The organism is Virgibacillus salexigens, assembly GCF_014905415.1.
Lineage (GTDB): Bacteria > Bacillota > Bacilli > Bacillales > Amphibacillaceae > Virgibacillus > Virgibacillus salexigens.
Map to the genome: position 1 here is coordinate 155,771 of NZ_BNEO01000006.1, position 19,249 is coordinate 175,019.

24 protein-coding genes, 6 tRNA genes and 1 pseudogene are annotated in these 19,249 nt (G+C 36.4%); 8 read left to right on the plus strand and 23 right to left on the minus strand.

Annotated features, from left to right (window positions below):
• Window positions 1-2 precede the first annotated feature (2 nt).
• Entirely contained in the window at window positions 3-566 is a 564-nt protein-coding gene (gene sigW / locus JKP73_RS19380) for an RNA polymerase sigma factor SigW (RefSeq protein WP_200411699.1), read from the minus strand.
• A 146-nt stretch (window positions 567-712) separates the two neighbouring features.
• On the opposite strand from sigW, the gene JKP73_RS19385 reads away from it, so the two are divergent.
• A complete protein-coding gene (locus JKP73_RS19385; RefSeq protein WP_021290408.1) occupies window positions 713-865 on the plus strand; it encodes an aspartyl-phosphate phosphatase Spo0E family protein in 153 nt (50 codons plus the stop codon).
• A gap of 136 nt (window positions 866-1,001) precedes the next feature.
• Here JKP73_RS19385 and rocF read toward each other — a convergent pair whose 3' ends face one another.
• From rocF to JKP73_RS19440, 11 genes are all read right to left on the minus strand, one after another.
• Window positions 1,002-1,907 carry an arginase gene (gene rocF, locus JKP73_RS19390; protein WP_200411700.1) on the minus strand — a complete coding sequence of 302 codons (906 nt, stop codon included), beginning with the start codon at window positions 1,905-1,907 and terminating at the stop codon, window positions 1,002-1,004.
• Between the two features lie 227 nt (window positions 1,908-2,134).
• Window positions 2,135-3,241, minus strand: coding sequence for a phosphomevalonate kinase (locus tag JKP73_RS19395; RefSeq protein ID WP_234447140.1), 1,107 nt, complete (start codon window positions 3,239-3,241; stop codon window positions 2,135-2,137).
• Window positions 3,242-3,250: 9 nt separating this feature from the next.
• Window positions 3,251-4,225: a diphosphomevalonate decarboxylase gene (mvaD, locus tag JKP73_RS19400; protein ID WP_200411701.1), complete on the minus strand. Its 975-nt coding sequence runs from the start codon at window positions 4,223-4,225 to the stop codon at window positions 3,251-3,253.
• A 29-nt stretch (window positions 4,226-4,254) separates the two neighbouring features.
• The gene (gene mvk / locus JKP73_RS19405; protein WP_021290404.1) at window positions 4,255-5,223 is read right to left on the minus strand and encodes a mevalonate kinase; all 969 of its coding nucleotides are present in this window, start codon (window positions 5,221-5,223) and stop codon (window positions 4,255-4,257) included.
• A complete protein-coding gene (locus tag JKP73_RS19410; RefSeq protein ID WP_021290403.1) occupies window positions 5,220-6,509 on the minus strand; it encodes a hydroxymethylglutaryl-CoA reductase, degradative in 1,290 nt (429 codons plus the stop codon). Before JKP73_RS19410 ends, mvk begins: the two co-directional genes overlap by 4 nt.
• Window positions 6,510-6,797: 288 nt before the next feature.
• Window positions 6,798-6,870 (minus strand) — tRNA-Lys (locus tag JKP73_RS19415).
• A 200-nt stretch (window positions 6,871-7,070) separates the two neighbouring features.
• Window positions 7,071-7,145, minus strand: a tRNA-Gln gene (locus JKP73_RS19420).
• 15 nt (window positions 7,146-7,160) lie between these two features.
• Window positions 7,161-7,245: transfer RNA gene (locus JKP73_RS19425), tRNA-Tyr, on the minus strand.
• A 47-nt stretch (window positions 7,246-7,292) separates the two neighbouring features.
• Window positions 7,293-7,368 (minus strand) — tRNA-Thr (locus JKP73_RS19430).
• Between the two features lie 3 nt (window positions 7,369-7,371).
• A tRNA-Val gene (locus JKP73_RS19435) sits at window positions 7,372-7,447 on the minus strand.
• Between the two features lie 26 nt (window positions 7,448-7,473).
• Window positions 7,474-7,548, minus strand: a tRNA-Glu gene (locus tag JKP73_RS19440).
• Between the two features lie 251 nt (window positions 7,549-7,799).
• Here JKP73_RS19440 and fabI point away from each other — a divergent pair.
• The 4 genes from fabI to JKP73_RS19460 all read left to right on the plus strand — a co-directional run bounded on the left by fabI (window position 7,800) and on the right by JKP73_RS19460 (window position 10,958).
• Window positions 7,800-8,576 (plus strand): enoyl-ACP reductase FabI, encoded by a 777-nt coding sequence (fabI, locus tag JKP73_RS19445; protein WP_021290402.1) that lies wholly within the window; start codon window positions 7,800-7,802, stop codon window positions 8,574-8,576.
• A gap of 123 nt (window positions 8,577-8,699) precedes the next feature.
• Window positions 8,700-9,404: a YwaF family protein gene (locus tag JKP73_RS19450; RefSeq protein WP_200411702.1), complete on the plus strand. Its 705-nt coding sequence runs from the start codon at window positions 8,700-8,702 to the stop codon at window positions 9,402-9,404.
• A gap of 91 nt (window positions 9,405-9,495) precedes the next feature.
• A complete protein-coding gene (locus JKP73_RS19455; protein WP_200411703.1) occupies window positions 9,496-10,167 on the plus strand; it encodes a cupin domain-containing protein in 672 nt (223 codons plus the stop codon).
• Window positions 10,168-10,322: 155 nt separating this feature from the next.
• Complete coding sequence (locus JKP73_RS19460; protein WP_200411704.1) at window positions 10,323-10,958, plus strand: glycosyltransferase family 29 protein; 636 nt, start codon at window positions 10,323-10,325, stop codon at window positions 10,956-10,958.
• Window positions 10,959-10,985: 27 nt separating this feature from the next.
• On the opposite strand, the gene JKP73_RS19465 is transcribed toward JKP73_RS19460, so the two are convergent.
• From JKP73_RS19465 to JKP73_RS19485, 5 genes are all read right to left on the minus strand, one after another.
• Window positions 10,986-11,750, minus strand: coding sequence for an N-acetylmuramoyl-L-alanine amidase (locus JKP73_RS19465; protein ID WP_200411705.1), 765 nt, complete (start codon window positions 11,748-11,750; stop codon window positions 10,986-10,988).
• Between the two features lie 65 nt (window positions 11,751-11,815).
• Complete coding sequence (locus tag JKP73_RS19470; protein WP_021290397.1) at window positions 11,816-12,049, minus strand: phage holin; 234 nt, start codon at window positions 12,047-12,049, stop codon at window positions 11,816-11,818.
• A gap of 3 nt (window positions 12,050-12,052) precedes the next feature.
• Window positions 12,053-12,331 carry a hemolysin XhlA family protein gene (locus tag JKP73_RS19475; RefSeq protein ID WP_021290396.1) on the minus strand — a complete coding sequence of 93 codons (279 nt, stop codon included), beginning with the start codon at window positions 12,329-12,331 and terminating at the stop codon, window positions 12,053-12,055.
• A gap of 251 nt (window positions 12,332-12,582) precedes the next feature.
• Entirely contained in the window at window positions 12,583-13,005 is a 423-nt protein-coding gene (locus tag JKP73_RS19480) for a hypothetical protein (protein WP_031335339.1), read from the minus strand.
• Complete coding sequence (locus tag JKP73_RS19485) at window positions 12,944-13,144, minus strand: hypothetical protein (protein WP_021290394.1); 201 nt, start codon at window positions 13,142-13,144, stop codon at window positions 12,944-12,946. The genes JKP73_RS19480 and JKP73_RS19485 overlap by 62 nt, the downstream gene beginning before the upstream one ends.
• A gap of 167 nt (window positions 13,145-13,311) precedes the next feature.
• Here JKP73_RS19485 and JKP73_RS19490 point away from each other — a divergent pair, with 167 nt between their 5' ends.
• The 3 genes from JKP73_RS19490 to JKP73_RS19500 all read left to right on the plus strand — a co-directional run bounded on the left by JKP73_RS19490 (window position 13,312) and on the right by JKP73_RS19500 (window position 14,239).
• Window positions 13,312-13,656, plus strand: coding sequence for a helix-turn-helix domain-containing protein (locus JKP73_RS19490; protein WP_160807593.1), 345 nt, complete (start codon window positions 13,312-13,314; stop codon window positions 13,654-13,656).
• 91 nt (window positions 13,657-13,747) lie between these two features.
• Window positions 13,748-14,005: a hypothetical protein gene (locus JKP73_RS19495; RefSeq protein WP_188943993.1), complete on the plus strand. Its 258-nt coding sequence runs from the start codon at window positions 13,748-13,750 to the stop codon at window positions 14,003-14,005.
• Window positions 14,006-14,011: 6 nt separating this feature from the next.
• On the plus strand, window positions 14,012-14,239 hold the full coding sequence (locus JKP73_RS19500) for an ImmA/IrrE family metallo-endopeptidase (protein WP_188943995.1): 228 nt from the start codon (window positions 14,012-14,014) through the stop codon (window positions 14,237-14,239).
• Window positions 14,240-14,302: 63 nt separating this feature from the next.
• Here the strand turns inward: JKP73_RS19500 and JKP73_RS19505 are convergent.
• From JKP73_RS19505 to JKP73_RS19530, 6 genes and pseudogenes are all read right to left on the minus strand, one after another.
• Window positions 14,303-14,440, minus strand: a pseudogene (locus JKP73_RS19505) (SDR family oxidoreductase); the annotation flags it as partial.
• 507 nt (window positions 14,441-14,947) lie between these two features.
• Window positions 14,948-15,190 (minus strand): hypothetical protein, encoded by a 243-nt coding sequence (locus JKP73_RS19510; protein ID WP_021290391.1) that lies wholly within the window; start codon window positions 15,188-15,190, stop codon window positions 14,948-14,950.
• Window positions 15,191-15,217: 27 nt separating this feature from the next.
• Window positions 15,218-15,916 (minus strand): hypothetical protein, encoded by a 699-nt coding sequence (locus JKP73_RS19515; RefSeq protein ID WP_021290390.1) that lies wholly within the window; start codon window positions 15,914-15,916, stop codon window positions 15,218-15,220.
• Window positions 15,917-16,627: 711 nt separating this feature from the next.
• Window positions 16,628-17,260, minus strand: coding sequence for a hypothetical protein (locus JKP73_RS19520; protein WP_200411706.1), 633 nt, complete (start codon window positions 17,258-17,260; stop codon window positions 16,628-16,630).
• A gap of 334 nt (window positions 17,261-17,594) precedes the next feature.
• Complete coding sequence (locus JKP73_RS19525) at window positions 17,595-17,810, minus strand: hypothetical protein (protein ID WP_200411707.1); 216 nt, start codon at window positions 17,808-17,810, stop codon at window positions 17,595-17,597.
• A 24-nt stretch (window positions 17,811-17,834) separates the two neighbouring features.
• Window positions 17,835-18,494, minus strand: a complete 660-nt coding sequence (locus tag JKP73_RS19530) for a hypothetical protein (protein ID WP_200411708.1) — start codon at window positions 18,492-18,494, stop codon at window positions 17,835-17,837.
• Between the last annotated feature and the right edge of the window lie 755 nt (window positions 18,495-19,249).

The following is a 19,249-nucleotide window of genomic DNA, read 5'->3' on the forward strand; positions in this document are numbered from 1 at the left end:
TTTTACACGTGACGAAGCTTTTTCCGTAGAGCTTCCCTTCCTCGATGGATACGGGTTTTTACCGTTCCTAATGGAATATCTAAGATTTCACTAATCTCTTGAAGGGAAAATTCCTCAATATATCGAAGCATGATAATACTTCGATACTTCGGTGGAAGCTTAGAAATTTCATACTGAATATAGCGTTGCAGCTCTAAACCTTCAACTTCTTCATCCGGTTTTCGACCCTTATCGGCCAATTGAGAGTACATATCTAATCCTTCTGTTCCCTTTACTTCTGCATCAAGATAATGATCAGGCTTTCGTTTACGAATTCGGTCAATGGTTAAATTCGTAGCTATCCGATAAAGCCATGTCGAAAACTTTCTGCGTTCATCAAATGAATGGATATTAATATATGCACGGATAAAAGCCTCCTGCGCTATATCTTCCGCCTCGTGTGTATTACCGAGCATCCGATAACAATGCTGGTAAATCTTATTCTGAAAGAATGAGACCACATCCTCAAAAGCAGATTGATCTCCTTTTTTCACTTGTTTTATTCTCTCTCGTATCATTTCATCCATATTGGTACCTCCGCCAACTATGCGGTATTTCTGTTACGAAATAGACCTCAAAAAGGTTTCAAAAAAAATTAAAAAAATTATTAGTTTATAATTGCAATAATTTGGATACTCTCCTATTATAGTATACTAGATAGGAGGATAGTTTTGTGAGTAATTATGTATTATTGGAAGAAATTGAGAAATGTCGTGAAGAAATGATCTCACTTAGTGACTCACATGCATTGACTTCAGAAGTTGTCATTTCCTCTAGTACCAAGCTAGATCAACTTATTAATGAGTATCTTAACAAACACGATTAGAATGCATGATCTTCACAATACGGCACGTATTAACGCACAACTTTATAAAAAGAGATAGAAATAGGGTAAAAAAGACATCAAATTTCCAGTTTGAAATTTAATGTCTTTTTTATAACGCTTCAAATTTCGTACTGTGTTATTTTAATTTTTCACCAAAGAGCGATCCCATTAACCCTACTGCAACGGTTGCCGTTTTGTTTTTTTCATCAAGTATTGGATTTACTTCTACAAATTCTGCTGATGTCAGCATTGATGACTCTTCTAACATTTCCATCGCTAAATGGCTTTCCCGATATGTAATTCCACCTATTACCGGTGTTCCTACTCCCGGTGCTTCTGAAGGGTCAAGCCCATCAAGGTCCAGACTTAAATGAACACCATCGGTCCTGTTTTGTAAATAACCAATCGCCTCTTCCATTACAGCTGGCATTCCCAAGCGATCGATTTCATGCATCGTATATACCTGAATGCCTTTATTACGAATCAATTCTCTTTCACCTAGATCGAGAGAACGCGCTCCAATGATAACAATATTTTCTGGCTTTACCTTTGGAACATAATCTCCAATCGCAGTTAATTTGTCATCACCTATCCCTAGGCTAACTGCAAGTGGCATCCCATGGATATTCCCTGATGGAGATGTCTCACTTGAGTTTAAATCCCCATGAGCATCATACCAGATTACTCCAAGATTGTCATAATGTTTTGAAATGCCTGCTAAACTTCCAATGGCAATACTGTGATCACCACCAAAAATAAGTGGAAAATGCCCCTTTGTTACTTCTTGATCCACCATTTCAGATAACCTTTGGTTGGCTTCTACTACTTGTTTTAGATTCTTTAATTTACTATCATGATCCGTAATCGGCTTATCCGGACGGATGATTGGAATGTCCCCTAAATCATGAATTTGGTATTTCAATTCTTCCAATTTCTCAATAGCACCAGCATATCGCAGTGCGCTTGGTCCCATATCGACTCCACGGCGGCTTTGTCCTAAGTCCATCGGTACTCCAATAATTGAAATTTTGTTGTTTGTCATGTAATCGCCTCCTCCCTTTCCCATTGTAGACAAAATACGCATGATGACTCAACTCAACATTAGACTGTATATATATACAATGGAGTCGGATTAGCAAGATAAAATGGGTTTGTTTGTGTTAGATTATTGCTGCAGGTGATCTAGTCAACGACTCATATCAGACAGTAACTATTCCTTCTTAACTAAAAAAACAGATACTATCCATTCGGATACTATCTGAATCTCTTTTAAACCTCTACCTTTCTTGCCCCAAAAGGGTTTGCTTTAAGCGAAAGTGGTTTTATCCCCACTTCTTCCCAAGCTTTAATCAATTGATCCGCTTGTTGTTTCGAAGGCATAAAGGCGATTCCACAATCACCACCTCCTGCACCTGAAGGCTTTCCGGCACCACCATAAGCTTCGGCAAGGTCACACAACTTCGATAATAATGATGTCTCGATATCCACATTAGCATATCGACCCACTTTAGCTAAAGCATGACGATTTTCCGTAATACCGCTTAAAAATAAGGATGCATCATTTTCCTTCATTCCGTTTAAAATCTTCGTAACCGCTTGTTCACTCTCCAACAGAAACTGATTAAAGTGGCTTAAATTATCCGTCTTTAACTTCAAAATCTCATCGACCAGTTTCGCCGTAGATGCCGGTTTACCAGTCCAGCCGATACACATATGTATATTTTCTGGAAGCTGTACGCGTTGTAAGGATAAGTACTTCCAATTTTGATTTACTACGTCAGATAGTGATAAAGCATTTTGATACGCATGTCGTAACCAATCAGCCTGAAACGAAGAATAGTTAAGAAAGCCTCCATGGGATGATGCAGCTACATCGGCTCCAGAGCCATTCCCTTGCGTCACCACATGAGAGATAGCAGCAAGTTGAAAGATTAATCTTGCGCTAGGTCTATAGGGGAGTGATTGATGCAGGATAGCAGTAATTACAGAAGTTACTACTGCGGCACTAGACCCTAGTCCGTATTTCACACCGGATGTGTCATCCAATTCACTCTTAATCGTTAATCGAAACGGCTTTATTAAAATACGCTGCTCCTTCAAATACTTTATTGCAATCGTCATCGCCTCTTCAACAAAGCTTGTTCGGATATCATCACAGTCAATCTTTACACGACCATTTGTGAATTCCCATTCTAATTGTTCTAATTGAAAATCGAGTAGACTAATTTCATTTGTTTCCGTTGGTTGAATCGTAGCATACACATAACGATCTACTGCCATTACTACCAAATGATTATTTGGCTGTAATACAGCAAACTCGCCTGCTACCATTAACTTTCCTGGAACTTTGATGGTCATTGGTGTTTGTTGCAACATGTTCAACCCCTATAAATAGGTTACTCCTTGTCCCGGCTTGCTTAACCGTATATCAGCTACACCAGATAGACTACGAAGCGTTTCTTCGACAATTTTCTCATATTCTGGCAAATAAAGCACCTTTACATTAGGACCAGCATCAATGGTGAAATAAACCGGTATATTCTGTGTACGCATTTCTTGAATTTTTTGCATAACAGCAATAGTTGTATCATGCCAATAGGTAAACGGGGGATTCGCTCCAAGTGTTGTTGCATGCATTTTTAGGCAATTAGCCTCAGCTATTTCCCCCACCTTTTGAAAGTCACGATGACGAATACCTTCTTTGATCGTTGTTAAATCTTGCGGAATGCTATCCAACCATCCTTGAAAGAATGGAGAAGTTTCGACCGTTCGTTTCATTCCAGCTCTGCTCGAAACTTTTTTCTTTGTCGAAGATAATACAACGGCAGCAACTCGAATATCCCAATGTTCTGCAGAAGCAATTGGAATCGCATAAGAATCGGAACCATTTTCCTTCTTACCCATTTGCCATTCAGCAAAACCGCCGTAAATCGAACGACATGCTGAACCAGACCCCTGTCGAGTTAGACGGGAGAGCTCCATGTTACTTAAACCTAATCCTATTGCTTTCGTTCCCGCTGCTGCTAATGCAGCAAATCCAGATGCTGAAGAAGCGAACCCTGCAGCCGTAGGGACTTCATTCTTAGAGGTTATACTTGCGTAAAGTTGCTTCCCCGCTAGCTTACGTATAATATCCAAAAAAGATGCAACCCGCTCATATTGCTCACCTGTAACTACTTGTTCATCTAAGATAAATTGATCTTTTGTAAGTGTTTCATCAAATTCTACGGACGTTGTCGTAAAATATCCATCTAAGGTAAGCGACAAGCTATTATTTGTCGGTAATATAATGGGTTCATTGCGCTTTCCCCAATATTTTATTAAGGCAATATTCGTATGTGCCTTAGCTGTTGCCTTCATGATAATTCCCCTTCACTATTCACAAGCTACTATTTCTCTTGATTTCCTTTTAGCACAAATGGCCATACTGCATGAGCACCGAACTTCCGCAGCTTTTCTGCTAATTGCCTTGAATGTACTTCATTTTGAGCAAGTGCAATTATGCAGCCGCCATTACCGCCTCCGGTTAATTTTGCGCCTAATGCTCCTTCACTACGAGCGAAGTGTATTAACCGATTTAAACCTGCATCACTTACACCTAAAGCCTCTAATTCTTTCTGAGCTTCGTTTAACATATGACCTAGAATATGTTTGCCTTTTTTCTCCAATGCCTGTTTTGCATGGTGTGTTAATTGGCCAATCCGTTCAAGCTTGCGATGAATTCGCTTTGGAGCCATCTTTAACAGTTGGGCAACTGACTCTACAGCCATACGAGTATCGCCGATTCTTCCAGAATCCGCGACCACAAAATGGAAATCATCACTTAATTCTATAAAATCTATTGGATGTTCTTTCTCATACCAAACCGGCGACTGTGATGTAATCGTCAATGTGTCGATTCCTGAAGGTGCACCATGTGCAAAGGTTTCGGATATATTAGCTAATGTTAATAAATCTTCATCTGTATAATCCTCTTCAAAGTAAGCAAATAACGATCGCACTACAGAAATAGCTACAGATGCACTTGAACCAAGTCCCTTACCAGGAGGAATAGAAGATTTAATTCGAATAACAAGGTCCTCAGCCGGCATATTGATATGTTTTAACGTCTCTTGAATACATTGTGCAATACCCTGCAATGATTCAGGTGCCGTAGAAAGGGGGCCATGGTAAAATGTTGTATCAATCATTACTGAACCAGGGATATACTCTACCGAAGTTTCAACACCGACTAAAGGAAATGGAATAGCAATAGCTGGTTGCCCGTGTACAACTGCATGCTCTCCAATTAAAATTAGTTTACTATGAGCTATACCTATAGCTGTTTTTTCTGTTGTTGTAGCTTTTTCTGCACTCATTTTGTATACTCTTCCACCAATTCTTTAGCTTTTCCGACACGGATTTCTTTTGCTTCTACTAATTTTTCTGAAACGATATCAATCAACTCCCCAGTAGCTCCTGCTGCTATGGCAACAGAACGAGAATGTAATGCCATATGTCCTTTTTGGATGCCATCTGTAACTAACGCTTTTAGGGCTCCAAGGTTTTGCGCTAATCCAACGGCAATAATAACCTGTGCAAGCTCTTGGGCAGATTCGACGTTTAACATGCGTAGCGCAATCTTAGAAATCGGGTGTACGTTTATTGATCCTCCAACTGTCCCTACCGACATCGGTAATTCTAATTCACCGACAAGATTCCCTTCTTGATCAACGGACCACGACGTCATGGAACTGTATTGCCCATGGCGCGAAGCATAGGCATGGGCACCAGCCTCCACTGCCCTCCAGTCATTACCTGTAGCAATTACAATTGGATCAATCCCATTCATTATTCCTTTATTATGGGTGACAGCACGATATGGATCAGAGGCAGCAAACTCATACGCATGTACAACGCCATCACGCACCTCTTCCCCAGTAAAATCCCCAGTTTTAAGAATATCAGGTGGAATAACACATTTTGCCCGAGCTAAACACTTATCAGCATAATTCGACAAAATACGCAAATACACTTTCCCGCCTGTTAATTCTTCAATGTAAGGAGCAAGTGATTCAACCATTGTATTTATTATATTCGCTCCCATTGCATCACATGTATTAATGTATAAATGTAATACTAGCATCTGTTGATAAGAGGAATTCGATGCTTCATTTAGGATCCGAATATCCAAATCCTCAGCTCCCCCTCCCCTAGCAACAATGCTTGGGTACGCTTCATTCGCTTGTTTTAGCAAATATGTTTTATGATTAACTAATACTTGCTTCGCTTTTTGAAAATCCTCGCAGCCTACAACCTGAATCTGACCAATCATGACTCTTTCGGTTGCTTCAGTAGTAAAACCGCCGGAATCTCTAACAATTTTGGCTATATGACTAGCAGAAGCGACTACGGAAGGCTCTTCAATTGCCATCGGTACTACATATTCTTTCCCATTTATTAAGAAATTCAATCCTAATCCAAGCGGAAGGGGATAAGTACCAATTACATTCTCAATCATCTTATCAGCTGTTTCAGTAGGTAAACCTTCTTTTGCTTCTAAACCCTGCAGCTCTTCCTCCGAGAACACATCCATACTTTTTAAAAGTTCTCTGCGCCCTTCCACCGATCTATTGTAAAAACCAGGAATCCTCGAGGTTTCCATTGCCTATCATCCTTTATATCGTTATCATAGAATTTCGTACGTCAAAAAATTTTTAAGGCATTTATCTATAGTAAATTATATCACGATTTAACACTTTTTCGTTATATAAACTCATCTTTCTACTGAATTCCCTAGTCCTCGCACATGGTAACATAATACCACATGTTATATATAAAAATAACTGTTTCTATTATGTAAAAAATCACCGTAAAATGCAAATAAACAAGGCTGCTACAGTTATAACACCTTGTTTATTTCTAATTCTTATTTATTGTTATGATACTTTGATGAGCCATGGAGGATTCGAACCTCCGACCCTCTGATTAAAAGTCAGATGCTCTACCGACTGAGCTAATGGCTCATATGAAATTAATTTGTTTCTAAATAAGATCATTCTTTAATTACCCCTACTTCTCCCAGCCTATTCTTGGAAGCATTGTGCATCGGGGTTACTCGCAGTTAATTCGGTGGAAGATATTGCTCGTTGCTCTACCGACTGAGCTAATGGCTCATATAAAATTAAACACTGTATTATGTAAAAAACTTTTAGAAACAAAAAAATGGCTGGGCTACCAGGATTCGAACCTGGGGTACACGGGATCAAAACCCGATGCCTTACCGCTTGGCTATAGCCCAACAATTCTATATATATGGTGGAGGGGGAGAGATTCGAACTCCCGAACCCTGAGGGAGCGGATTTACAGTCCGCCGCGTTTAGCCACTTCGCTACCCCTCCATATTGTTAACACACAATTTATTATTTATTCATGCTTTTTAAAAAAATGGTGCCGGCCAGAGGACTTGAACCCCCAACCTACTGATTACAAGTCAGTTGCTCTACCAGTTGAGCTAGGCCGGCATATGGTGGAGGATGCAGGGCTCGAACCTGCGACCCCTTGCTTGTAAGGCAAGTGCTCTCCCAGCTGAGCTAATCCTCCGCACCAATTATGTAGAAAATAAAAATTGGTGACCCGTACGGGATTCGAACCCGTGTTACCGCCGTGAAAGGGCGGTGTCTTAACCACTTGACCAACGGGCCATATCTTTTTAAAAATGTCGATTCTTGGATGTCTTTGTTAAGTTCCGTCGAAACCAACGAATTTTATTATACCCAGTTCTATATCATTTGTAAAGGGTAAATTTTATTTTTTTATCATTTCTTTTTATTCGTTTGTATAGACGAGTATAAAGCAGGTTACGATGATAAATAACTTCAAAATAGATAAGGCTTTCTTTCGAAATATGGATTAGGTTATAATGTATGAAAGAAATGATCATGGAGGTTCGATGATGGGACATTTAGTAGAAGGAAAGAATATTGTTATTATGGGTGTTGCAAGTGAAAGAAGTATTGCTTGGGGAATTACATCATCCTTACATAAAGCAGGAGCAAATCTTATATTTACATATAGACAAGAACGGTCATACAAAAAGCTAACAAAGCTTTTGGAGAAACATGATATCGAAGCTCAATTAGTCGTATCCTGTGATGTTGCCAGTGACGAAAGTATTACGAGTGCATTCAACACGATAAAAGATGAAATTGGAACTATTCACGGAGTTGTACACTCTGTTGCTTTTGCCAATCGGGATGAATTACAAGGGGAATATGCTGACACCTCGCGAGATGGCTTTTTACTGGCACAGGAAATTAGCGCCTACTCCTTAGTAGCCGTAACAAAGGCAGCGAAAGAATTAATGACAGAAGGTGGAAGCATTGTTACCCAAACCTACCTTGGTGCAGAACGAGTTATCCAGAACTATAATGTGATGGGAGTGGCAAAAGCTTCACTTGAAGCAAGCGTTCGTTACCTCGCTGAGGATATGGGTAAGTATGGGATTCGTGTAAATGCTGTTTCAGCTGGTCCAATTCGTACACTTTCCGCAAAAGGAGTCTCTGGTTTTAACGAAAAAATGGGAGTGATTGAAGAAAAAGCTCCGCTTCGTAAGAATGTAGATCAAGATCAAGTTGGAGATGCCACATTATTCTTTATGAGTGAACTATCAAGAGGCATAACAGGGGAAGTACTTCATGTTGATTCCGGTTACCATATTATTGGAGGCTAATCCTTTTTACTTTTATAGTTAACAGAGAACAAAGGCGCTTCATCCTACAAGCTGGGAAAAGCGCCTTTATTAGCTATCGACGTCAAGATGAAATGGCATAATGAAGGGAATGATGGATAGAAGATGCATACTCCCCCCTTTAATCAATTTGGTATTAGTCATGTAATTATACTGGTTATTTATATCGTTGCATTCGTTTTGATTATTGCTTTATCCCATCACCAACACACCCAAAAATTCTTCGTTCAACTTACACACTGGCTTTTATTCACTATCTTAATTTTATCTGAAATCAGCTACCAATGGTGGACACTAACAACTGGTATATGGAATTTACAAGAGCATATACCTCTTCACCTTTGTGGTATAGCTAGTATTACAGGTGCTATTGCCTTGGCAACGAAAAGTCAGAAGCTCTCCTACATTACTTTTTATATTGGATTCATTCCAGCTCTTTTAGCATTAATTACACCTGAACTCCCATATGATTTTCCCCATTTTCGTTATTGGAAGTTCTTTATTCATCACATGGCCATATCGCTAACAAGTATATTTTTACTGTTATTTATAGTACAATCAATTACATTTAGGTCAGTATTAGAAACGTATGGTTATTTATTGGCTTATGCGATATTCATTGGTTTTATCATTAATCCTCTATTTCAATCCAACTATTTATACCTATCCTCCACTCCAACAGCTAAAACGCCATTAGATTTACTTGGGGATGGGTGGTTGTATTATCTGAGTTTATGTATTCTAGCTTTTCTAGTTTTTGTAGTTTGTTATATGGTGATATATCGACGAATAATCATAAGAAACCACTAAAATACGAATTATTAGGCATCTGTCACACTTTTAACGCCCATACATAGGATATGTTTGTAACTATTATTATGAAAGGGAGTTGAACGTACTTATGCCAACTTCTTATATGGACTATACAAAACCAGGTGTAGCGTTTTTTTCTGATGTAAACAAAAACCGCTTATTTACTAGAAATGATGAAAATTACATTAATCAATTGGGACGAAATGAATTAAATACACTAGGTAATGTGTCGATGCTTGATATCTACTTAAGTAATGGACGTGTTGTTGAGCCTCATTATCATCAAAATGCTTCAGAGCTTGTATATTGTATCAGTGGGTCAGCTGTTGTCTCTCTAATTAATCCTTTCAATAATGAAGTTTCTAACATCCCTATAACACCTGGGCAAGTAGCAAATATCCCTCAAGGATGGTGGCATTGGGAGGAAGCAACCAATAATAATACGCATCTTTTTGCCATCTTTGATGCGCCTTATCCAGAATATATTCTTGGATCGGATATACTTACAAAAACGCCTGTTGAAATCATGGCACATACGTTTTGCTTAGATCCTGAAACTTGGAAGGAAGCAATCGCTCCTATTAACGAATCCATTATTATTGGACCAACGGATGAATGCACAAGAGAAAGAGAAGACCATCAAGGTTATTCCCAGCCATATTACCCTGAAACTAATACAAATTATCCGTATACTGTTCCACAATATGGATACATGCAACCCTACCCTAATTATTATTATCTAGGCTACGGATACCAATAAAAGATAAGCGCTTTTGCTGTAAGAAAGAATAGGCAACAGCCTTTTCATTTTGGAACATATTTCCTGTTCTCGCATGATATATATAATATGGGGTGATACAAGTTTTCAAATTACTCATCTTAATTTGTGTGATAACTGCTTTATTCTATTTCAGTGTGAAAAATCAAGATCTAGGAACTACTGAATTGATTAGCATTATCTTGTATCCCATTTCACTACTCACACTATATTTAGCACGTTTGCAGTTTCAAGCAAATCATGCACCCGTAATTACAATAACTAGTAATAAATTGAGACAATCTAATCAGATGGATGAAAGCCGCTTTAATATTACAGTAAAGAACCTTGGTAATGGTGTATGCATTGATTCCTTCTTATTATTAAAAGAAAAAGACGTAAACAATCGAACACAATATTATATGTCTAAACCAGAACGAGAAATACAACCTGATACAGCAATAGAATTTACCATTACGAAAGAGGAGAGTTTCGAACATGATGTTCAATATATGCTCGTTTATATGGATTTTTTCGGCCATAAATATTTGGCAAGCAATGTTCATAGGGGACGAAAATCGTATGACTATAAACACTTGGAAAGGTTAACCCAGCCATCGAAACAGCTGTTTTTCTTGCACCCTATCTATTTAAAATTTTTATGGTGGCGTCATAAAGCAATTAAACAACAAAACACTTACCGATATCATCATTTAGCAAAAATAAAAGCAACACGGGAACAATTAAAGGGATTGGATCTATATTTCGAGCCAGAGGATAAAACTAAAAAATAGCCCCCACGTTGCTGTGGGGGCAATAAATTATCTCGTGTAATAGCGAACATAACTAGGATTCGCCGTAATATATAAACCACTTTTAATCTGATACATATACCCGCCATCTACTGGGAACCTGTCCTGAATGACAGTAAAAACATCTCCTTGATTAACTACTACTGCTTTATCACCCCAATTCGCTGTATGATAGGTCCAAAGGGAATCTACTAACACTTCAACAAATTTCTCATTGTCATTGGTAGATTCTACTAGACCAAATGCGTTAGCGAGCCCAACTGCATGTCCACGGGCTATTGCTGTAAGAAAGGTATCACTTTTTAATGCCGCAGCATCCGAAGTATTATCAATGAACCCATTTTCTGTGAGCACAGCTGGCATTGCTGATTCTCTCAACATATGAAAATTTGCTTCTTTTATGCCACGGTCTTTAAAATCCGTTTCAGCCACTATCGCATGATGCACCAAACGACGTAACCGATTTGTTTCTTCCTTTCCTTCGTAGTTACCATTAAACGTATACGATTCAAATCCTGTCCCCCCACCAGCATTTATATGAACGGAAACAAGATAATCTGCCCCCCAACTATTTGCCATTGCTGTTCGTTGATCTAGAGATAACGTCTGGTCAGTCGTTCGGGATAGCATCACAGAGTGACCCTCATAATCACTATTTAAAATATCTCTTAGTTTTAGTGCAATAGCTAATGTAACGTTCTTTTCTTGTAAACCATTCCCTACAGCTCCTGGATCAGAGCCGCCATGTCCTGCATCAATAAATAATTTTGTCATAGTATCTCCTCCAATTAGTATTTTTATATAGAAAAACGGCTTGTCCAAGTGAACTAGCCGTTTGACTACGAAATAAGTTTTGATTGTTTTAATACTTGTTGTTGCTGCTTTCCCTTAACAGTTACATAGTTGTTTTTAAACCATGCCCATCCGCTTGCAACTGCCGTGAATAGTAAGGAAATGACCTCTCCCCACCTCTCTTGGCTGCCCGGTATGGGATGTAGGTTAAAGGCGATAAGAAATTGGTTTATTAACGCCAAAAGCAAAACTATGGTACGCACCCATGTAGCCTTGTCCATCATTTAACCTCCTTGAAAGACACTTGTGAAAAACAATGCTAAGGAACCACCGATCAGCCCAGTAACAACAGCTGACACGATTGCCTTTGTGACCATTCTCCTAATCCATTTCGTATCTTCCTTTATTTCATTTAATGTCTGACGTAGCGCAAATATCTCTTTATCATGCTCTAGGTCTTTGAGCTTTAATTCGTTTATGCTTTGCTTTAGATCATTCTGCTCTGTTTTAATTACATCTATATCCTGTTGGATTATTTCTTCCCAGGATACTTTTTCTTTCAACGACTCCCCCTCCTTATCTGACAAAATTGGTTAAAGAGGATTAAGAATCATCACAATACCAAATTGATAGTTTACAAAAGCATTATTCTTTCACCCCCATTAAAAAAGCCCTAAATTACGTATGGACGCATTTACGACTACTAATTTATTCGTACAATTATTAGTTTAATGTCATTTCGGACAAGAGCGGTTGTTATGGGCATGGAGCTTGTTTCATTGAACTGTATTCTATATCTATACCTTTCCTAGTTTTACATATGTTCGGGAGTCTGTGTAAATTGGGAAAGCTTGTAAATAATTGATCGTTTGATGTTATATATTCGCTTCCTCGGTAATCCCATATATTTACTAATTGCTGTTATTGTCATCCCATCTAGGATGCATTCTAATACCGCTATCTCTTCAGGGTCATCAATAGCAGATAACCGCTCTTGAATATAGATAACTTTCTGTTCAAGTTTCGTGATCCACGCATATTTCCTCTCTCTCCGAATGACTTCTTTAGCAACCGGATCACTCACACCTCCTCTAGCACGAGGAAGGGTTGATTCAATTCCAGATTTAGCCACCATTCTAGTTTCTACACCATTACTTACTATAGCATGCTGCCTATTAATTTCTTTTATCATCCAATTGTAATCCCTCAAGATGCTCTCGATTTCTTCTTTGTTCATGAAAACCAGCCCCCTTATCAAAAAGTAATTGAGCATAATCACTTCTAACGATCGGAGATAAAGCACCGGTACGTTGATCATTTCGATATTCATTCACAATCCAACAAATATCATGATTGTCTGTATGATTTTTGTTCATTGACATCCCTCCTTTACAATTACCATATATTTCTTATAGAACGTTTGTTCTCATATTACATTGCTAAAATAGAAATGTCAAATTCTGTTCTTGCATTTTAAGCAGAACTTTTTTCTCTTTTAGAAATTATGTTACGATGTAACTGTTACATAGAAAGCGGAGTTTGCGTGGATATAGGAAAGAGAATCATTGAATTAAGAGAAGACCAAAATTGGAGTCAGCGTGAATTAGCCAAACAAGTTGGCTTAAATGTTAGCGTGATGAATCGAATTGAATTGGGAGAGCGATCCATTAAAGACCACGAACTAGACAGATTTGCGACGAAATTAGGAGTTACTACGGATTTTCTATTAGGAAGGTCGGATCAGCCAACATTATCCGAAGAAGAAGCATTTGCAGCCTTCCGTAATGATCCATCACTGGAAAGGTGGTACAAGGAATTACCAAAGAATAACGAAGAAGATCTTCGTCGCCTCAAACGGATTTGGGAAGCATTTAAAGAAGAATATTGACATAATATGTATCTATCTTTCGGTGTACATGAATGTACACCATTAATTTTAACGAAATAAGAACACACATTCTTTTAAAAAGGGGAGAACAATGATTATTTACTCAAGAACGGAAGACTATATTAGGCGTCTTTTAACAGAAGTAGGCATTCATACACCGCATGAATTAAAAATAAAAACCCTCTCCAATACCTTGGGTATCTCCGTTTATTTTTGGGAATTCAGCAGCGAAAGTGTTTGTAAAGGTGGTAGAAACTTGATTTTCTTAAATAAAACCAAGAATAAACAAACACAGTGGCAGGAATTCACTCATGAAATTGCTCACAATCTTTGGCACGCAGGAAGATAAGAACATATGCCTCACTTATTTGTTGAGCTGCAAGAATGGCAGGCAAAATATTTTAGCTATCATTTATGCATACCAACATTCATGTTACAACAAATTGGCATGGTTTCCCCTTATCAAATGATGGAATTATTTAACGTAGAGTATGACTTCGCATGCCATAGGTTAGAAATGTATGAGAATAAGCTCTTACATGATTCCAATAAGCCATTTACATTAAAAGATAACCAGTTTTGAGCTTAAGAAAAAACTCCCCATCTTTTACAGATAGGGAGTTCTTGATATTACTTCAATTTATCTTTAATATTTATACGATTGACCTCCATCAATAGGAACAACAGCCGCATTAATAAAACTAGCTTGATCAGACAATAAAAATGCAACCAAGTACCCCACTTCTTCTGGTTTTCCAAAGCGTTCCATCGGATTCGGTTCAACAATTGGATTCTAAATGGTTTCAAGGAAACTCAAGAAGAATTTATAGAGGAAGTTATTGATTTAACAAAAACGCATATTTATTCATTTGAATATATTCGTACAAATAATGAAGATTAAATAATAAAGGAAAAGGCTTTTGTGAAATAAACAAAAGCCTTTTTTCATGGGATAATATAATAAAACTATTATGCTCAACTTGACTATATCCTCCTTAGTGAACCTTGTACACCAATTGGGTAGTATCTTAGGAGTCATGACTGTTTCTATTAGGATATTTTGATGTTTTTTTACTTGTTTTTAATGGCATTTAATTGGAGAATATCATCTAATTGTTCAGACACAATTTGATTAGTTTCTTTATAGAGGTGACTATATTTACAGTGGTTTGTACATTACTGCTAATCGGACTTATGTAAGGTTTACTTAAAGAAACTTTCCAATGTTCACTATTTATAGTTATACTAAAACCTCACTCTACTAATGTAGAGTGAGGTTTTATTACATTCACTATTGAGTACTATAATTTTTTTTCATTTTAAGAGCAAATACAAATGCAAGTAGGCTTGATAATAAAGCCAGCCCATATAATACTAAAGAATACATATTATTAAAGTATACAGCTAGGGAAGTAGATGCTACAACTAAGAATAAATATGCTGCGGCAATTTTGTTCTTTTGTTTATTTCTTCTAGAAATAACTCCAATGGAAATCATCATTAAGATTAATACGGCTGATACTATAAATTCCATTTATTTCACCCACTTACTTATTTATTATTATTCCCAACTTCCTGCTAAACAACCTCCAATAGCGCCAGAATTAAACCCTAATACGCCTGCTGCGCATACTATACAAGCAGTTCCAGCGGTAAGGGCACAAGCAAAGCCACAGACGGAAGAAATGAAACCAGCTGCTATCCCTGTTATACCCATACATTCTAAGAAATTATCCCAGTTTACACCCATTGGTTGAATTTCTCCACCATGTTTTTCTTGGTATTCTTTAGCAGTTGTAAATTTTTCATCTGTAATTTTTTGTGCTTGGACTTTACCGTTTAGTAGTAGTTCAATTTCAAATGTACCTTTATCAGATTTAGATACGTATAACTCTGTATAATGTAATACTTCTCCATTACTATCAAAATAAACGGAGATATTACTAATTTCATTATAATTTTCCCCATCAGTCACTGGAATAGTTAAAGCTTTAATATTGGATTCTTTAACATTGTATGCTTTTGCATTATCATACTTGAATAAATTATTGTCAATCTCTAAAGTCGTGGAAAATTCATCGAATTTTGATTTTAGCTCATCAAGGCTATTTTTATCTTGAATTTCTTCAAAATTATCTAATTCTGCTAACATTTTCTCTTGGTTTAATTCATTTTCAGTTTTTGTTGATGCAAATGCTTGATTTACTGAAAATGATAATAAAATCGCCATAATAGTTAAAATGGAATAAACTTTTTTCATGAAATCTCCCTCTCCTATTTATTTACATAGAATGATCTCATAAAAAGGTAATTATTTCAATATAATTCCGAATTTTTACATATAACAAATTAATATAGGTTTATTATAGTATATAAACACCGCATCAAATGTTAGATATTTTTACTTCTTTCGTTCACTGCATACCTGCTAGCCTGGACAAGGTAAGCGTGAAAATAAATTTCTTGTAGTTATATTAATACGACGTCCAGTACTTCTTCTTAGCAAGAAATTTATAAGGGGCTTCCTCTATTGATAACAAAAATAGGCTTTTACCCAATGAAGAGTAAAAGCCTGTAATATCAAGGTTTTTTAAGAGAGCTTCCAAGCGGACTTGAACCGCTGACCCCCACCTTACCATGGTGGCTGAGTAGGAAATATCATAATTAAACCAACTAGAAAACACTTATTCTAGCAACATTTCCAAACCAAAATAAATAATCCTAAAATTATAGAAACAAAAAAATTCGTCGGCAAGAATGTCGGCAGAAGTCATAGATGATAAAAACGAGTTTCTACCTATTATAAGACAATTTCATTTTATATATAAATAACCCACACTGTTTTAGTGTGGGCTTTCTTGTTGTTTAATCTATCCAAACATCTAATACTTTATAATGATAAATTAGCTACTTTTATGTATTTTCTATCCTACTTTTTTTACTTTTAAGGTTATTTATAATTATATATGTATTAACCATTATCTTTAGAAAAATCAACTTCTATCTCTATCTCTTCTCCTAAAAGATCACCATTACTATCAACAGGTGGATCTATAATTAGTGTTGCTTTCTCAATTTTTTCCGCAGTAGATTCTTTCAATCGAAACGAAAATTGCCGCAAGTATCTTTCGCTATTATCTTTAGGACTCTTAAGAATTGATGCGTGAACGACACTACTCAATAGTTCATTTGGCTTCTCAATCTTTTCACTATTATCTGTTATTACGTGGAGATGCTCCTGATTAAACGTAAAATTGTCTATTTCTTTATTTAATTCGAATTTAATATGAAAATTTATCATTTCGAGTGTTTCATCGGCTTCAACATTATATACCTCAGAGTAATCCTGGTTAAAGCTCCCTCGCACTACCTCTACCCTCTCTAAATTGACAACAACTGGTCCAGTTTCATATGTACCAATATCATTTAAACTTTTATACTTATAAAATTCACCATCACCTTCAGTACCTAGACTAAATTGATGATTCTTTATAAGAACGGGATCACTTTCTTGCTTGGATTGGTTTGTATTATCTTCATTATTGTTACACCCGCTAACAGCAATTAAAACTATAGATAATAATAAAATATGTGCATGCTTCATGTTTAACCCTCTTCCCATAACGATGTAATATATTAAAATTTTAACACAAACCTAAATACTATCATCTCTAGTAAAACGGGCGGTTTAGTTTCACCCTATAAGGGCACTATCAAAGAGACCCTAAAGTGGCTAAAAAATTGACCGTTAACCATTTATTTCCCTTTCTATTTTTAGATGAATTGACATATTCATGTTTACTCAAGTTATCTCTTAGTCTACCCTTTGCTTCCTGTTCTCGAATATATTTTGCCACAGTTTGTTAATTGAGCCCCGCCATACTGACATAGAAAAGAACCATGGCATAAAACCATGGCCCCTTTAAATTTAGCATAGATTAATTTTTAGAATTAGTGTATTTTCTTAACTCTTTTATTTCCTTCAAAATTTCTTTTTGTATTTCCAAATTTTCTTTTCGCACCGCATTTAACTCATTTGTTCGTTTATTTGATGACTTGGCGAACTTCAAAGCAAAAACAAGTAAAAACGTGGTGAATACTGCCAAAATAATTACTGTAATGATTATTAAGTTTAGAACGTCTAATAGATCCATAAATAACCCTTCCTCATATGTAGTCTATTCGGAACCAGTTGAAGAAACTGGTATATCAACATTTATGTCTTTATCTAAGGAATTGCCGCTTTGGTCAGTTGGAGCCTTTACATGAAAATTAACCTCCTCTAATGACTCTGCCTTTGATTGTTCCAATATATATGCCACAGTCACATAATAATCTTCGGGACCAGTTTCAGAACCACTATATGCAAAGTCAATATTTAGAGCAGTACTCATTAATCCTTCAGGTTTACTGAAGTTTTCTCCAGAATTAGTTGTCAGCTGAAAATTATCTTCCGTAAAATTAATATTGTCTTTTTCAGAAGTCATAGTCATAAGTATTTCTATAAACTCTATTTCTCCTTCAGGCAAACGATCATTCGGATAATTCTCGTTTAGTTCCCCTCTTTTTACTGCAACAGACTTTATCGTTAGGGATATGGGGCCTGTCTCATATGTACCAACGTCATTTTTACCTTTCAGAGTTTTAAATTCACCCATGCTAAACATACCATCATCATTACTGCCCTTGTTGTCTTGATCACTTGTCGTTTGATCTTGTTCTACTTTTGAATCATTATCTTGCATTTCCATATTTTGTTCATTCTCTTCTGAATTATCACCACAGGCACTTAATATTAATAATGAAATAGATAAGCATATATATAATAAGTTCTTCAAGGAGCACCTCCTGTAAATTTTTAACTATAAAATTATAACATGACGTAAGAAATACATGCCTTTCATAACAAGACCACCTTTGTAATGAAAAAAATGCTTCCGAAAAAATACATTTTCATCACCTATTATTAGTTTGTGTAAAACAGCGTTACCAACATTTGTGGAATACCAAAACGAAAATTCCGTATGATTTTATAGATATTTTTATATAATACAAGGTCAAAATGAAGTCACTATTAAACTACAATTAATCCACATAAAAAAACTTTCTATCATATATGAAGTGCATATACTCCTAATGATACACCTTAAAACTTTGATGGATATATGTAGTGCTATGTTGGTCATATTCATTACTTATTAAAAAGGATTTTATTCTTGTAATGCAGAAATTAATAATATACGAAGGGAATGATAATCAAATGGAATTAAAATGTGGTAAGTGTGGCAACTCATTCAATAACGAAGATAAAGTCTGCCTAGACAGAATTAATACCATAATACATCAATCATGCAGTCTTGGTTTTAACTATAAAGATACAGGTACATATCAAGAAATCATTGACAAGTATGATTTCTTTAAAAATCTGAGATAAATTTTATCACTAATTCCACAAAAGGGCCAGATTGTGGAAAAAGATTTTTAAGGATAATTTAGGAATTGTTGATCTAAAATGGTGAAAAAGAGGGATATTATGGCATCTAAAACTATAATATTAATCGGACCAATTTGTGCTGGCAAAAGTACAGTAGCT